Genomic DNA, 13,887 nt, shown 5'->3' with positions numbered 1-13,887 from the left:
AGACCTTGACCTAGATACTGCACTGGTCCGTACAGTTCAGCATTGCGGCGCTCATCGCCGCCTGCGAGCCGTTCTCTGTCGGCCGCTACGCCTGGAGCACGGCGAAACCCCGTGCCTGTGCGAGAAAGGACAATGATGTCCGCTTACCGGCCCAGCCCCGATACCCTGCCGCTCGAAACACCGCCCCGCCCCAAACCGTCCCTGCGGGAGTACCTCTCCGGCCTCCGGCACTATCCAGCGGCGGCGTGGAAGGCCGGGGCCGCCTGTGTAATCGCCATGCTCTTCAGCCCCGTGGCCCTCAGCACGACCGTCACGCTCATGGTCAAACCGATGTCCAGCGACTTCGGCTGGGCACAGTCGAAAACCTTGACCGCTTTCAACATCCCGACGATCCTCGCCCCGTTCATCCTGCCCCTCGCCGGTCGCATGGTCGACCGCTGGGGGGCCCGGGTCATCGCGATACCGGGCATGGCCGTGTACGCGCTCGGAATCGGCGCAGTCGGCCTCATCGGCGCGAGCACCGTACAACTGATCCTGGTTCTTCTGGTGGCCAACTTCGCCGGGTACACCGCCATCTTCGGCGTGGTCTACAAGGTCGTCGCGCAATGGTTCCCCCGCCATCGCGGATCGGGTTACTCGCTGCTCATCGGTGTCTCGGCCAGCCTGGGCGGGGCGGTGCTCTCACCGGTGTGCCAGCTGTCCATCAACGCGATCGGCTGGCGGACGACCGAGCTGGTGATCGGCGCGAGCATCCTGCTGATCTCCTTCTCCGCCCAGGTGTTCCTGCTCTCCCAGCCGGCGCCGACGGCGGAGACGGCCGAAACAGCCGAGAGGCAGTCCGCGGCGGGCCTTCCGCAAGCACTGGACGGCTCCCGCATACCGGTCGGAAAGTTCCTGCGCACTCGCGCCTGGCTTCTCCTGAACGTCATGCTGGCCCTGTCGGTCGGCGTGGTGATGAGCGTCCGCCTGAACGCCGTGTCGCTCTTCGGTGACCGCGGCTACTCGGCGACGACTGTGGCACTGTCGGTGTCGGTCCTGCTCGTGGGATCGATCATCGGGCAGATTCTCGCGGGTTTCACCCTCGACCGGTCGAGGAGTGCCCGGGATTTCGTCCCCTTCTCGGTGTGCCTTCTGGTAGGCACGCTCATGATCTTCCTCGCCAACGGAAGCGTGTGGCTGCTCTACCTCTCGATGGGAGTGTTGGGCCTGATGACGGGAGCGGAGTCCACGGTCGGCCCGTACCTGCTGTCCCGCTACTTCGGGCTGCGGGTCTTCGCCCAGCTCCAGGGCATCTCCCTGGCAATCAGCATCTGCGTCGGCATCGGCCTGTTCCCGATCTTGACGGAGGCGTCGGCCGAGAGCACAGGCGGATACGGCGCCGCACTGGTCGTCGCGAGCGTGTTGTCGGCACTCAGCCTCGTCCTGCTCTTCCTGATGCCGCGCTTTCCGGACGAGGGCGAGGTCGAGGCAGCGGCCGACGACAGCCGGGCGGGTGCGCTTCTTCCCGAGTGACCGTCGAGGTACGATCGATCCGGCGATATGGGTACCGCGGGGCGCCATGCCTCGCAGTACCCGTCATTCGTACAGGACCGCCCGACTTGTTCTTACGATCACGCCGGCGCCCTTGCGCGGCGAGAGCGCACGCGACCAGCCACAGTGCCGCGGATTCGGCGTCGTCCCAAACCGCCGGGTGCGGGTGCGCGGGTGCCAGCCGGTAGTCCACGCCCCGCCCAAATCGAGCAGCAACCGATCCAGCTCACCAGCCGGAAGACGCTCCAGCATCCGGACCATCGCGCCAAGCTCGTCCCCGACCGACGTCACCGCTCACCCGCGAGGTCGAGATCACCCCTGCTCGTCTCGGCCGCACCCTCAGCGCGTCGGGGACGGCGCCAAGGACGGGCGATTGGACCGGACACCGCCCTCCACCACGCCTCCACCGGCAGCCTCCCCGCCGGCTCGAACGGCTCACCCGGCCGCGGGAACGCCACCGCCTGACCAGCCTCCTCGGCCTCGTACTTCGTCCACTCCCCCGGCTCCGCCCACGCGTGCAACGCCAGGTTGAAGGTCCCCCAGTGGATCGGCAACAGCACCCCACCCGGACCGCCTCGCTGCAGGTCAAGATGGGCCTGCACCCCCTGGGTCGGCGACATGTGAATGTCTGGCCAGGGTCCGGCCAGCGGCGTACATTCTTGAACCAGAACTCGCTGTACGCGCCGATGGGAGACCCGGGCCACCACCCCCCAGCCGCCATTACGGCCACAGCTGGCCGAGCTGCTGCACCTCGACCCTGACGAACTCGACGCCCTGGTGGGACAGCCCCAAGCAGCCCGCCCGGAGTCGGCAGCGTCGCCGCCTCGCGACCACCACGGCTCAGGGGACCTCGACGACATGATCCGACGCCAGTTTCTGCGCGCCATAGCCGTCACCAGCGCCCTGGTGGCCCTGCCCGCCGACGACATGCCGCCCTCGCCGACGGAGCCCGGCGTGGGACGTCCGAGGACTTCCTGCGCATGAACGGCCACCTGTGGCAGGTGTACCAACTCGCCCGCGCCAAGGGCTCCGTGTACCCGATCGTCCGTGACCAGCTCACCACGCTCAACGACACCCTCGACGGCCGACCAGCGACGGAATCCCAGGCCCTGTGCAGCGCGGCCGGCGACCTCTTCCAGCTTGCCGGAGAACTGGTCTTCGACGGCAACCGCTACACCGACGCCGCCGCGTCGTACACGCTCGCCGCCTCCGCCAGTAAGGAAGCCCAGTCGTACGACCTCTGGGCATGCGCCCTGGTCCGCCACACATACGTCGACCTCTAGTTCTTCACCGGCCCGGGCCACTGCGGACCTCGTCGGCTGCGGTGAAGAGCAGCGCCTCAGCCAAGCCGACACCGCCCCGCACGCGGGGACGCCAGCCAGCACGAAGGCCCCGATCCGACCCGGCCGGCCGACCGCCACACACCGATGCCGCCGTCTCGCTCATGGTCCAGGGCGCGAATGATGCTGCTGCGTGTCTCAACTCCACCCAGAAGGCCGTGCGCCACCATTGGCGGGGGCGCCGGCATGCAGTAATGACCGGCCTAGCCGCAATACCAGTGACTCAAGGATGTGAGCTGGTAGGGAGTAGGGAGTGTAAATCTAACGGCGGATCCGACGATCATGGGAGAGACGTCAAGTGACTGACACCGCCGTGGAGTTGGAGACCGTGGAGCCTGTCGAGAGTGCCCGGTTGGGGCAGCCTGAGCCCGTGTCGGATGAGCAGCTGGTCGCGATGCTGGTGGAGCGGGCCCGGTCGGAGGGACTGCAGTTGACCGGGCAGGGTGGGCTGCTGCAGCAGCTGACCAAGCGGGTCCTGGAATCGGCCCTGGAAGGTGAGATCACCGATCACCTCGGCTATGAGAAGCACGATGCCGGCGGCCGGGGCAGCGGCAACTCCCGCAACGGGAGCCGGGCCAAGACGGTGCTGACCGACGTCGGCCCGGTCGAGGTCAAAGTCCCGCGTGACACCTCGGGCACGTTCGAGCCGCAGATCGTCAAGAAGCGGCAGCGGCGGCTGACGGGAGTGGACGAGATGGTCCTGTCGCTCTCGGCGAAGGGCCTCACCCATGGGGAGATCGCCGCTCACCTGGCCGAGGTCTACGGGGCGGAGGTCTCCAAGCAGACCATCTCCACCATCACCGACAAGGTCATGGACGGCATGGCGGAATGGCAGAGCCGTCCTCTCGACCGCGTTTACCCCGTTTTGTTCGTCGATGCCATCAACGTCAAGATCAGGGACGGGAAGGTCGCGAACCGTCCCATCTACGTGGTGATGGCGGTGACCGTGGACGGCACCCGCGACATCCTCGGCATCTGGGCCGGCGACGGCGGCGAGGGCGCCAAGTACTGGCTGCACGTGTTCACCGAGCTGAAGAACCGCGGCCTGGACGACGTGCTCATGCTGGTCTGCGACGGGCTCAAGGGCCTTCCCGATGCGGTGGAGGCCGTCTGGCCTCGCACGATTGTCCAGACGTGCGTCGTTCACCTGCTGCGCAATTCGTTCCGTTACGCCGCCCGCCAGGACTGGGACAAGGTCGCAGGGGCCCTCAAACCCGTCTACACCGCACCCAGCGAGGACGCCGCGACGGAGCGGTTCCTGGAGTTCCAGGAAGCGTGGGGCCGGAAGTATCCGGCGATCGTGAAGCTGTGGTCGGACGCCTGGGCCGAGTTCGTGCCCTTCCTCTCCTTCGACGTCGAGATCCGCAAGGTCATCTGCAGCACGAACGCGATCGAAAGCGTCAACGCCCGCATCCGCAGGTCCGTCCGTGCCCGCGGCCACTTCCCCAACGAGGCCGCCGCCCTCAAGTGCATCTACATGGCCCTGATGAGCCTGGACCCCACGGGCAAGGGCCGCAAGCGGTGGACCATGCGCTGGAAAGCACCCCTGAATGCGTTCCAGATCGCCTTCGAGGGTCGCCTGACCCCGAGCAACAACTGATCACTCAACAACCAAGATCAGCCGTTAAATTGACACACCCAGGGAGTATGGGGGAGGTGCCGGATGCCACGGCCGGGTCAGGTGAAGCCGGAGACGGACGAGCGGTTGTCGGATCGCATCGCGGTCGGGCTGCTGACGCGGTCGTTCCCGCCGGAGCTGGTGGATCGGGTGGTGGCCGGGTGCGGGAGGTCCGGGCAGCGGAACCGGCTGCTGCCGCCGCGCGTGGTGGTCTACTTCGTACTGGCGATGTGTTTGTTCTCCGGTCAGGGCTACGAAGAGGTCGCCCGGCTGCTGACGCACGGGCTGGCCTGGGCGAAACGCTGGTCGGGTTCGTGGCAGGTGCCGACCACGGCGGCGATCTCGAGAGCGCGCGTGAAACTCGGCCCGGAGCCCCTGAAGGCCCTGTTCGATCAGGTGGCCCGGCCGTTGGCAACCGAGGCGACTCGGGGTGCCTTCTATGGCCGGTGGCGGCTGATGGCCATCGACGGCACGGTCTTCGACGTTCCGGACAGCCAGGTGAACGCGGCGCACTTCGGGCGCCCGAAAACCCATCGCACTCAGCGGTGCGCGTATCCGCAGGTGCGGGTGGTCGCGCTGGCCGAGTGCGGCACCCACTCCATCACCACGGCGGCCCTGGGCCCGTTCACCACATCCGAACCCGCCCTGGCCCGCGAGCTGTTCGGCCACCTGGGCGAGGGCGACTGCTGCTGGCCGACCGCGGCTTCACCGGCTTGGAGCTGTGGCGGGCGGCCGCGGCCGGCGGTGCGGATCTGCTGTGGCGCATCCGTGCCCACCAGGTGCTGCCGGTCCGCGAAGAGCTGCCCGACGGCTCGTACCTGTCAGAGATCGTCGCGGCCAAGGATCACCGCAAGCGTGCCGACCCGGAAGTGGTGCGGATGATCGAGTACACCCTGGACGATCCCGGGCGGCCCGAGCAGGACGTTCCTTACCGGTTGATCACCACGGTCCTCGACCCCGATGCCGCCCCGGCCACGGAGTTGGCCGCCCTCTACCACCAGCGGTGGGAGTTCGAGAACACGCTGGATGAGCTGAAGACCCACCAACGCGGACCCGCCCAGGTCCTAAGTTCCCGCTCACCCGAAGGCGTCGAACAGGAGGTCTGGGCACATCTGCTGGTCCACCACGCCATCCGCACCCTGATGCACGATGCCGCCGAGCAGGCCCGCCTCGATCCCGACCGGCTCTCCTTCACCCGCAGCATCCGCCTCGCGCGCCGCCAGGTCACCGCGCAGGCGGCTTTTTCCCCCTGACCGCCTGGCCGCGGCTCTCACCGACGGACTCAGCGAGATCACCACACGCCTGTTACCCACCCGCCGCGGGCGCTCCAACCCACGCGTCGTCAAACGCAAGATGTCCAACTTCGGCGTCAAACGCGACGAGCACTACGCATGGCGTGAAATTGCAGTTCGGATCTGGTGTGCGCGGGTTGCGGTGTGCTCGGGCTGGTCACGGGCGGATGACTTCGGTGTAAATCATCGGTCAGCGGGAAACTTCGCGGTTCGTCAGGACGAGCAGGGCCCTCACGAGCGCGGTTGCCCACTTCGGGTCGGTGCGGACCTTGCTGAGCACGCGCCAGTTCTTCAGGTGCGCGAAGCCGTGCTCGACCGGTGCCCGGACCGCGGCCAGTGCGGTGTTGGACAGTTTCTGACCGCGGGTGAGCGGGCGGTTCCGGGCGGCCTTGTAGCCGGTGATCACTGCCGGGTCGGAGTCCGGGCCGCTGTCGTCGAGGCCGACGAACCCCAGGTCGGCGATGGCGCCGAGACCGGCCGCCCGCAAGTGGGCGGTGAGTTTGTCGTGACGGCAGGCGGTGATCTCCGACGTGCGTCCCGGACGGGCGGCAGAGACCCAGATCAGCCGTCCCTTGTCGTCGGTGAGCGCGATCACGAGCAGGCCGTGGCATTTCTGCTTGCCGGAGTAGTTCTTCCGGTTCGCCGCGCCGGTGCGGCGTCGGGTGCGAATCAGGGAGCCGTCCAGCAGTACGATCCCACCACCCTTTCGGGCGATCTTCTGCAAGGCGCGGTCCAGGCGCGGGGCGCGGGCGGCCAGCAGGCCGACGACCTCGCGGACCCACCGGGTGACGGTGGTGCGGTGGATGCCGTTGCCGCCGGCCAGGTCGCCCGGGCGCTGGTCACAGCGCAGTACCGCCAGCACGATGGCGGCGATCTTCCCCGCGGGCAGGGCGCGCCACGGCGAGCCGATCTTCTTGAGGTGGCCGCGTATCAGGTCGGCGAGCCAGTTCAGGGTGCACTCGACAGTGGCAGGCGGGCGGTGTAGACAAGGCCGTCAGGGCCCTCGACGGAACTGTTGTTTTTCTTCACACCAAACTCAACTGCCGTCGGGGGCCTGTCAGTTACGCCCCCGTCCCGCGCAGTTGCGGACGTGCGGTGAACCGCCCGTCAGGACGTTTGTGCAGCCAGCCATGGTCGGCGGGCTTGGTCATCTTCGCCCGCAAAGGTTCCAGCTTGCCGCGCACTGAGGCCTCCAGCCCCAGCCGCTCGCCGACCGCCCGGACCTGCACCGGGCCGTCGGCCTCCCGCACGATCGCCAGGATCTTGCGGTAGTCGCCGGGCAGCGCACCCTCGTCGGCAGCGTCGCTGCGGTGCGGGATGAGCAGGACTGCCTGCCCGGCCACCTTCACCGATACCGGAGCGAGCGCCCCGGCGTCGGCCCGGGCCTGCTCGGACAGGCGGTTCAACACCCGCTCCGCGATCGCCAGTTCATCCCGCTCGGCCTGGACCTCCTGAAGCTGCTTGGCCAACTCCTCAGGGAGGGCATCCCGTTCGCTCCGGCGGGCGGTGATCCACTGCCGCTCCTGCATCCCCCTCGCCCTCCCGCGTTCTCACGGCGTGCCGACCTGCTGACGGATCGTAGGCGGGGGCCGGTCGTGGGCTCAGCCGAACCCGGCATCCCACCGGAGCCGGACCCGCCCGATGATCTACGCCCTGGTCATCGGCCGCCGACCGGCACGAGTATCCAACTCGCCATTCACACCAGACCCGCGACCTGCGACTTCACGATGCACACCGCTCATTGGTCCGGTGAACAGCGACGCCACCGCCTTCGGCTGGGCAAACGCACTCGGGTGCTGCTCGGTTTGAGGGACGGTGATCAGTAGGCGTGTCGCGTTCTGGCGGTCCGGTAAGTCCTTGGGTGGTGCGGGGGTTGGGCCCGGCGCGGTTGCGTCGGCGGCATCGCCCGGAGGGACGCATGGAGCAGGAGCTGCTGGCGCTGCTGAAGCAGCACGAGGAGGCGGCCCGACGGCAGGTGGAGGGGCTGCGGGCCGAGCAGGCCGCGCTGAACGAGCGGATCACTGCCACGAGGAGGAGCTGTCCGAGCTGGTGGTCACTCAGGCGACCCTCGCCCGCACGCTCGCCGAACGCGACGCGGCGAAGGGGAGTTCGAGCAGGAGCCCGTACGGGATGCGCTCCGGACGATCTGGCCGACCCTCTGCCGCCGGTTGTGCGCGTCGCGATCGGTGAGGTGCCCGCCGAGGGCGATTGGCCGGTGCTGGCTCTGCTGGCCAGTGCCAATGCGTCGCTGCGGGCGAAAGAGATCTGTGAAGTGACGGAGGAGGTGGCCGACCACCGGCACGTCGAGACGCTGCGGATGCGGCTGAAGCGCATGGTGCGCGGTGAGTGGTTGGCCGAGCCGCCCCGGGGCCCTTTCGCGGTGGCCGACGGCGTTCGCGCACCCGATCGGTCGTGACTAGGTGGGCTCTTCCCTGCGTCGTGCCTGGTGACAAGCCGCGCACGACAGAAAGAGAAGAGGCCGGTGCCAGCCTATGGCTCACCTGAGACCCGAGCATTTCCCGCCTCCCGCGCCGCCTTCGAGTAACTGCTCGCCGATCCGTTCGACCAGGAGGGTGCCTCCCACGCCGAGGCGGAGGAGTTCGTCGCCGCGGTCGCGAGGTGCACCGTCTGATGCTGCAGGAGTGGTTCGCCCAGCATGCCCAGCGCGAGGAGCGTCTGCCGGAGGTTGCCGGATCCGACCAGGTGGTGCGGCGCGCCGCCGAGGCGGGCCATAAGCGACTGCTGTCCACGCGGTTCGGCACCGTGGAGGTGGAGCGGATCGCCCCTACCGCGCGAAGGGGGCTTCGAACCTGCAACCAGCCGATGCCGACCTGGACCTGCCGACCGGGCGGCACTCCGCGCTCAAAAAGCTCGCCGCGATCGAGCGCGCGACCGGCACGCACATGGGCAAGCGGCAGGCCGGGGCCGAGGCCGTCCTCAAGCTCCGCGCGGTGATCAACAACGGCGACTCCGAGCAGTATTGGGAGCGTCACGTGCAGCGCGAGCACCTGCGGGTTCACGCCATCCGCTACCGCGACGCCCTCACTCTCGCCGCATGATCACAGTCCCTCAAACCGAGCCACACCCAAATGCGTTGGTCCGAGACACCAAGGCACGCAGCCGGGGAACCATCGACGTCCAACGAGCCACATGTGCTGCACCACTCAGCCAGCCACACGTGAACCAAGGGATGGGTTTCGCAGTCGCCAGAGCCGCAACACCATCAACCGCCTACCGTGACTTCGGATCGCCTTCCGAGATCGGAGGAGCCGACCGCCGCCGAGCGGGTCGCACGTCGAAGCCGTGGATGCGGCCGCGGCGTCCCTTTCGCGTCACAGCCCGTGCCCGTCGGGCCGTGCTCGACGGGGGCCACAACATACGGGCGCCACCGCAGCACGCCGCAGGGGTTCCTCGTCGACACATGGAACCTCGGTTTGTGGCTTACCGCGCAGGTGACATGGAATTGATCGAAACGATTGTGTTTCGCTCCAAGGCTGCTCTACCCTTGCGTACGAAACCGTTTCGGACCGATGGTGGGCGGCAGTCATGATGACGACGACCCGCGTCGAGACCGGGCAGGGCAGCACTTGGCGCACCAGTCCGGCTCTGGTACTGGCACGCTTCGCGGCTGCTTCCAGCCTGCCATGCGGGGGCGGTGCGAAAGGCACCGCAGTCGCCACCTCTGCCCGAACGCGGTTCCTGCGCCGCCGTGCGGTGGTTATGAAGAGTTCGCGACAGCACTCGCCCACACCGTCCGTCACCGCGAGGGCCTGGCACGCGCCCGCCACGCGATGTCTCCCGGACCGCGACGGGAGATCCTGCTGCTGGTGCCGGACCGCGCCGCGGCAGGACGGGGACAGGAGACCCGGCCATCCCCTTATCGTGCGGCGTCTGATCGATGGGGCGGTCCTCGCTCGCCGGTCGTCGGCCGAGCCGACGACGACGCCCACCTACAACGACGCGCTGGACATCGCTGTCCGCCCGCACTGACGCAAATCTGAGCCATCCAAGTCCCTTGAGGGAGTCCCACCTTGGAATCCACCCCAGTCGCCATGGGCGAGGCCGGGCCGTCCGGCCCTGCTCATGCCCAGGCCCGTACGAAGCACCGATGGTGGGTGCTGGCCGTGATCGGCCTCGCCCAGCTCATGGTGGTGCTCGACGTCACGATCGTGAACATCGCGCTCCCGTCCGCCCAGCTGGACCTGAGCTTCGACAACAACGGGCGGCAGTGGATCGTCACCGCCTACTCCCTGGCCTTCGCGAGTCTGCTACTGCTCGGCGGCCGGATCGCCGACCTCTTCGGCCGCAAGACGACCTTCATCATCGGCCTCGTCGGCTTCGCCGCCGCCTCGGCGGTCGGCGGCGCTGCCAACAGCTTCACCATGCTGGTCGTCGCGCGCGCGGTGCAGGGGCTGTTCGGCGCCCTGCTCGCCCCGACGGCGCTCTCCCTGCTGACCACGACGTTCACCGAGCCCAAGGAACGCGCCAGGGCGTTCGGCATATACGGCGCGATCGCCGGCTCCGGCGCCGCCGTGGGTCTGGTCCTTGGCGGCCTGCTCACCGAGTACCTGGACTGGCGCTGGACGCTGTACGTCAACGACATCATCGCGGTTCCCGCGCTGATCGGTGCGATCTTCCTCTTCGGCCGCTCCGTCCCTGCCGAGCGGCCTCGGCTGGACATCCCGGGAGTGGTCCTGGTCTCCGGCGGTCTGTTCGGCATCGTCTACGGCTTCGCCAACGCGGAGACCCACGACTGGGACAACTGGATGACGTGGGGCTTCCTCGCCGGAGGCGGCGTCCTGCTGCTGGCCTTCTTCCTGTGGCAGGCGCGGGCGAAACACCCCCTGCTGCCGCTGCGGGTGCTGGCCGACCGCGACCGCGCCGCCGCCCTGTCGGCCATCCTCATCTCGTCCGCCGGGATGTTCGGCCTCTTCCTCTTCCTCACCTACTACCTCCAGTCGACCCTGGGCTACTCGCCGCTGAAGAACGGCCTGGCCTTCCTGCCGATGGTGGGCGCGCTGATGGCGACGGCGCAGTTGTCCACCAACTGGCTGGTGCCGAAGATCGGGCCCAAGATCGTCGTTCCCTTCGGCCTGCTCGTGGCCGCGGGCGCCATGGCCTGGCTGACCCGCATCGAGCTGGACAGCAGCTACGCGGCGCATGTGCTGCCGTCGCTGCTGCTGCTGGGCGTGGGGCTCGGCATGGTGATGCCCACGGCGATGAGCCACGCCACCCTGGGTGTGCAGGCGAGCGACCAGGGCGTGGCCTCGGCGAGCGTCAACACCACCCAGCAGGTGGGAGGTGCGATCAGCACCGCGCTGCTGAACACCCTGGCCACCAGCGCCGCCACCGACTACGCGAAGGACCATCTGAACGACCCGCTGGTCAAGGCAAATGCCGCGCTGCACGGCTACGAAGTCGCCTTCTGGTGGTCGGCCGGCTTCTTCGCCTTCGCCTTTGTCATCACGGCGCTGCTGTTCCGCAGCAAGAAGAAGAGCGCGAGCCTGGCCGCGGCGGACACCGAGGTCCAGACCCCGGCCCCCGCCCCGGACACGGCCGTGGAGACCGCTTACCCTTCCACGGCCACGCTTCCGGCCACCCGTGCAGTCACCACAACCCGTGCCGTCGCCACGGACACGGGCGGCACGGGCGTCATCCACGGACGGGTGCGGGACGGCGCGGGCGCACCCGTGCCCCGTACGGTGATCACCCTGCTGGACACCGCCAGCCACCAGCTGGCCCGCGCCACCTCCCGTGAGGACGGGTCGTACGCTCTGGACACCTCCGAGCGCGGCAGCCTGGTCCTCATCGGCTCGGCGCCCGGTTACCAGCCACAGGTCGCCACTCTGAGCGTGAACGACGTGCCGGTCTCCCACGATCTCGTGATGCTCCCCAGCACCGGCGGCCTGACCGGTACGGTGCGCGGCGAGGACGGCGATGTCCTGTCCGGTGTGCTGGTGGTGGCCACCGACCAGCGCGGTGAGGTGACAGGCTCCAGCACCCCCACCGGAAACGACGGCGGTTACCGGATCGACGATCTGCCGCCCGGCGACTACACGCTCAGCGCCAGCTCGCCCGGCCACCACCCGACGGCCGTGCCGGCAACCGTTTCCTCCGAGGGAACCCGCTGCGACATCCAGCTTGCCGTCGCGGCGACTCTGCGGGGGACGGTGCACACCCAGGACGGCCGTGCGCTGGACGATGCCCGGGTCACTCTGACCGACGCCGCCGGAAACGTCGTAGGGACGCGCACCACCGGCGTCGACGGGAGTTACTCCTTCGCCGATCTCTCCAGCCAGCAGTACACCGTGATCGCCAGCGGCTACCCGCCGGTGGCCACCCAGATCACACTGAGCGGCAGCCAGGACGGCGTCGACATACTGCTGACCCACAAAGATGCATAAGGCCGATATACAGGCTTCCGCCGCCCGGGTGCACCCGGGCGGCGGAAGCCTGTATATAACCCGGTGACCGGTCATGCGACGTGCGGCAGTTGCTCTCCCTGCACAGCCTCGATGTCCAGTTCCACGTGAAGGGTCGTGCCGACGGCCGCGATGCCGGCTTGGACGACCTGGTTGTAGTTCATGGCGAAGTCCTCGCGCCGCAGTTCGGAGGTGGCGCGGAACGCCGCCCGTACGCCGCCCCACGGATCCGGGCCGGTGCCGAGGTAGGACAGGTCCAGGTCGACGGACCGGGCCACGCCGGGCAGGGTGAGTTCGCCATGGACGGTTTAGCGAGCCTCGCCCGCGGGGGTGAGGCCCGTGCTGCGGTAGGTGATCTTGCGATGGACGTCCACGTCGAGGAAGTCCTCGGAGCGCAGGTGGCCGTCGCGCATCCCGTTGTCCGTGTCGATCGAGGCGGCCTCGATGACCGCCTCCACGCTAGTTGTGGCCGAGGTTCAGCCAAACGGTGCCGGTCGGCGACAGCACGCGGCGAGCTCGTAGAAGAGCTGTCACAGGTGCTCGACGCAGGCCGTCGATGTGGGTTCAAGGCCGTATTGGGCGTCCGTCCCAGGATGCTCCGCAGCGTGCGCACATGCGCGGCGCCGTAGGGTAGCGGCGTCCAAGGAGTGGGGCAATCGGCTCTGCCGCCGTTCCAGCGGCCCGTGGCGTAGCCCCGCATCCGCCGGTCGATGTCGCCGGCGTCCGGCTCCTCCAGCTGGCGATGACCCTCAGGACGGTGCTCTTGCCAGGCCGCTCTTGCTGATCAGAACGGCGATCTCGCCGCTGCTGACCCGGAAGTCGGGGTGCTTGAGGACAGCACGTCCATGGAGGGGCTTGCTCACCCCGCGGGCGGTGAGGAACGCCGCGTCGGACGCCTGGTCGATGTCCCGGATGCCGGCGTTGGATGGGCTCTTGGTCAGATCCGCGCCGAGTGTCGGGGCGGTCTCCGTCATCGCGATCAGGCTCCTTCCGGCTTGAGCCAGGGCTTCAGGGCGGGGTTGGCCACCATGGGCGGTTGGTAGCCGGGCCCAAGCCGCCCCAGCGTGCCACGCAGCCCGGAGGCGGGCGGCTGGGCGCCGCGTGAGTTGCCGTTGATCATCCGGCGCTCGACGCAGCTCGTCTCTGCCGAGGGCCGTCAGGGGATGTCGCTCACCGGGAACTGCACCCGAACCTCCCCACCCGTGCCCGTCCCGTGGGCCGGCATGCAGGTCTCCTCCGAGAGCGCTCGCCTGCGCCGGTCGACTGGTCCTGAGCCCGGATCCTGTGCAGCGAGCGGAGGTCGACCACCCCGTGGTTGTTGCGTACGTCCTTGCCCGCCAGGAAGCAGGTCGGCGCTGTCGGTTCGCCCAGGTCGGAGAGGACCGCCCTGGCATCGGGGAAGGGGTCGTCGGCGGTGAAGTGGCTGATGGTGACGAGGTGTGGGACGCCCGCCCGGGCGGCGGCGAGTGCGCCGGACTCGGAGTCCTCGACGACGATCGCCTCCTCGGCCGAGCGGCCCAGTTCGCGCAGGGCCAGCAGGTAGATGTCCGGTGCGGGCTTCTTGGCGGGCACGATGTCCCCTGCGTAGACGCCGCTCATCCGGGCCCTGATGTCGGCGCCGACCACCGAGCGCAGCACCGCCTCGACGCTGTGCTGAGCCGAGGTGGAGGCCACATACCCTCACG

At 68.7% G+C, this 13,887-nt stretch carries 11 protein-coding genes and 4 pseudogenes; 8 read left to right on the top strand and 7 right to left on the bottom strand.

The annotated features are described in order from the left end of the window. The first annotated feature begins 42 nt into the window (after positions 1 to 42). On the top strand, positions 43 to 1,512 hold the full coding sequence (locus OG852_RS47275) for an MFS transporter (protein ID WP_330351234.1): 1,470 nt from the start codon (positions 43 to 45) through the stop codon (positions 1,510 to 1,512). On the opposite strand, the gene OG852_RS51140 is transcribed toward OG852_RS47275, so the two are convergent. Together OG852_RS51140 and OG852_RS47265 are read right to left on the bottom strand one after the other, a co-directional pair. Further along, the gene (locus OG852_RS51140; RefSeq protein ID WP_443064635.1) at positions 1,412 to 1,723 is read right to left on the bottom strand and encodes a hypothetical protein; all 312 of its coding nucleotides are present in this window, start codon (positions 1,721 to 1,723) and stop codon (positions 1,412 to 1,414) included. The genes OG852_RS47275 and OG852_RS51140 overlap by 101 nt on opposite strands. A 94-nt stretch (positions 1,724 to 1,817) precedes the next feature. Beyond that, a pseudogene (locus OG852_RS47265) lies at positions 1,818 to 2,165 on the bottom strand (MBL fold metallo-hydrolase); the annotation flags it as partial. A 223-nt stretch (positions 2,166 to 2,388) separates the two neighbouring features. Between OG852_RS47265 and OG852_RS47260 the strand changes: the two are divergent. The 4 genes and pseudogenes from OG852_RS47260 (at position 2,389) to OG852_RS47245 (ending at position 5,741) form a co-directional block, all read left to right on the top strand. Then, a complete protein-coding gene (locus tag OG852_RS47260; protein ID WP_330351233.1) occupies positions 2,389 to 2,514 on the top strand; it encodes a hypothetical protein in 126 nt (41 codons plus the stop codon). Further along, entirely contained in the window at positions 2,511 to 2,813 is a 303-nt protein-coding gene (locus OG852_RS47255; protein ID WP_330351232.1) for a hypothetical protein, read from the top strand. Before OG852_RS47260 ends, OG852_RS47255 begins: the two co-directional genes overlap by 4 nt. Before the next feature lie 451 nt (positions 2,814 to 3,264). After that, positions 3,265 to 4,470, top strand: a complete 1,206-nt coding sequence (locus tag OG852_RS47250) for an IS256 family transposase (RefSeq protein ID WP_330351366.1) — start codon at positions 3,265 to 3,267, stop codon at positions 4,468 to 4,470. A 63-nt stretch (positions 4,471 to 4,533) separates the two neighbouring features. After that, positions 4,534 to 5,741 (top strand): annotated as a pseudogene (locus OG852_RS47245) (IS4 family transposase). Between the two features lie 229 nt (positions 5,742 to 5,970). Here the strand turns inward: OG852_RS47245 and OG852_RS47240 are convergent. Further along, positions 5,971 to 6,809 (bottom strand): annotated as a pseudogene (locus OG852_RS47240) (transposase family protein). 32 nt (positions 6,810 to 6,841) lie between these two features. Further along, positions 6,842 to 7,309, bottom strand: a complete 468-nt coding sequence (locus OG852_RS47235; RefSeq protein WP_330351231.1) for a hypothetical protein — start codon at positions 7,307 to 7,309, stop codon at positions 6,842 to 6,844. 389 nt (positions 7,310 to 7,698) lie between these two features. On the opposite strand from OG852_RS47235, the gene OG852_RS47230 reads away from it, so the two are divergent. The 3 genes from OG852_RS47230 (at position 7,699) to OG852_RS47220 (ending at position 12,184) form a co-directional block, all read left to right on the top strand. After that, positions 7,699 to 8,196 carry a hypothetical protein gene (locus OG852_RS47230; protein WP_330351230.1) on the top strand — a complete coding sequence of 166 codons (498 nt, stop codon included), beginning with the start codon at positions 7,699 to 7,701 and terminating at the stop codon, positions 8,194 to 8,196. Between the two features lie 487 nt (positions 8,197 to 8,683). Beyond that, a complete protein-coding gene (locus OG852_RS47225; RefSeq protein ID WP_330351229.1) occupies positions 8,684 to 8,839 on the top strand; it encodes a hypothetical protein in 156 nt (51 codons plus the stop codon). Positions 8,840 to 9,811: 972 nt separating this feature from the next. Next, positions 9,812 to 12,184 (top strand): MFS transporter, encoded by a 2,373-nt coding sequence (locus OG852_RS47220; protein ID WP_443064634.1) that lies wholly within the window; start codon positions 9,812 to 9,814, stop codon positions 12,182 to 12,184. 71 nt (positions 12,185 to 12,255) lie between these two features. Here OG852_RS47220 and OG852_RS47215 read toward each other — a convergent pair. The 3 genes and pseudogenes from OG852_RS47215 to OG852_RS47205 form a co-directional block, all read right to left on the bottom strand. Next, positions 12,256 to 12,660 (bottom strand): annotated as a pseudogene (locus OG852_RS47215) (YceI family protein); the annotation flags it as partial. A gap of 291 nt (positions 12,661 to 12,951) precedes the next feature. Next, entirely contained in the window at positions 12,952 to 13,176 is a 225-nt protein-coding gene (locus OG852_RS47210) for a hypothetical protein (RefSeq protein ID WP_330351228.1), read from the bottom strand. A gap of 196 nt (positions 13,177 to 13,372) precedes the next feature. Then, a complete protein-coding gene (locus OG852_RS47205) occupies positions 13,373 to 13,876 on the bottom strand; it encodes an HAD-IA family hydrolase (RefSeq protein ID WP_330351227.1) in 504 nt (167 codons plus the stop codon). Between the last annotated feature and the right edge of the window lie 11 nt (positions 13,877 to 13,887).

Origin of the sequence: Streptomyces sp. NBC_00582, from assembly GCF_036345155.1 — a bacterium.
In the GTDB taxonomy this organism is placed as follows: Bacteria; Actinomycetota; Actinomycetes; order Streptomycetales; family Streptomycetaceae; genus Streptomyces.
The sequence above is the reverse complement of the archived record's forward strand: the minus strand, read 5'-3'. Positions and strand labels throughout refer to the sequence as shown.

What these genes read in the sequence shown, in the direction of transcription:
- OG852_RS47260 (WP_330351233.1), top strand. Translation starts at nt 2,389, where the DNA reads ATGATCCGACGCCAGTTTCTGCGCGCCATAGCCGTCACCAGCGCCCTG.
- OG852_RS47255 (WP_330351232.1), top strand. Translation starts at nt 2,511, where the DNA reads ATGAACGGCCACCTGTGGCAGGTGTACCAACTCGCCCGCGCCAAGGGC.
- OG852_RS47250 (WP_330351366.1), top strand. Translation starts at nt 3,265, where the DNA reads ATGCTGGTGGAGCGGGCCCGGTCGGAGGGACTGCAGTTGACCGGGCAG.
- OG852_RS47235 (WP_330351231.1), bottom strand. Translation starts at nt 7,309, where the DNA reads ATGCAGGAGCGGCAGTGGATCACCGCCCGCCGGAGCGAACGGGATGCC.
- OG852_RS47230 (WP_330351230.1), top strand. Translation starts at nt 7,699, where the DNA reads ATGGAGCAGGAGCTGCTGGCGCTGCTGAAGCAGCACGAGGAGGCGGCC.
- OG852_RS47225 (WP_330351229.1), top strand. Translation starts at nt 8,684, where the DNA reads ATGGGCAAGCGGCAGGCCGGGGCCGAGGCCGTCCTCAAGCTCCGCGCG.
- OG852_RS47210 (WP_330351228.1), bottom strand. Translation starts at nt 13,176, where the DNA reads ATGACGGAGACCGCCCCGACACTCGGCGCGGATCTGACCAAGAGCCCA.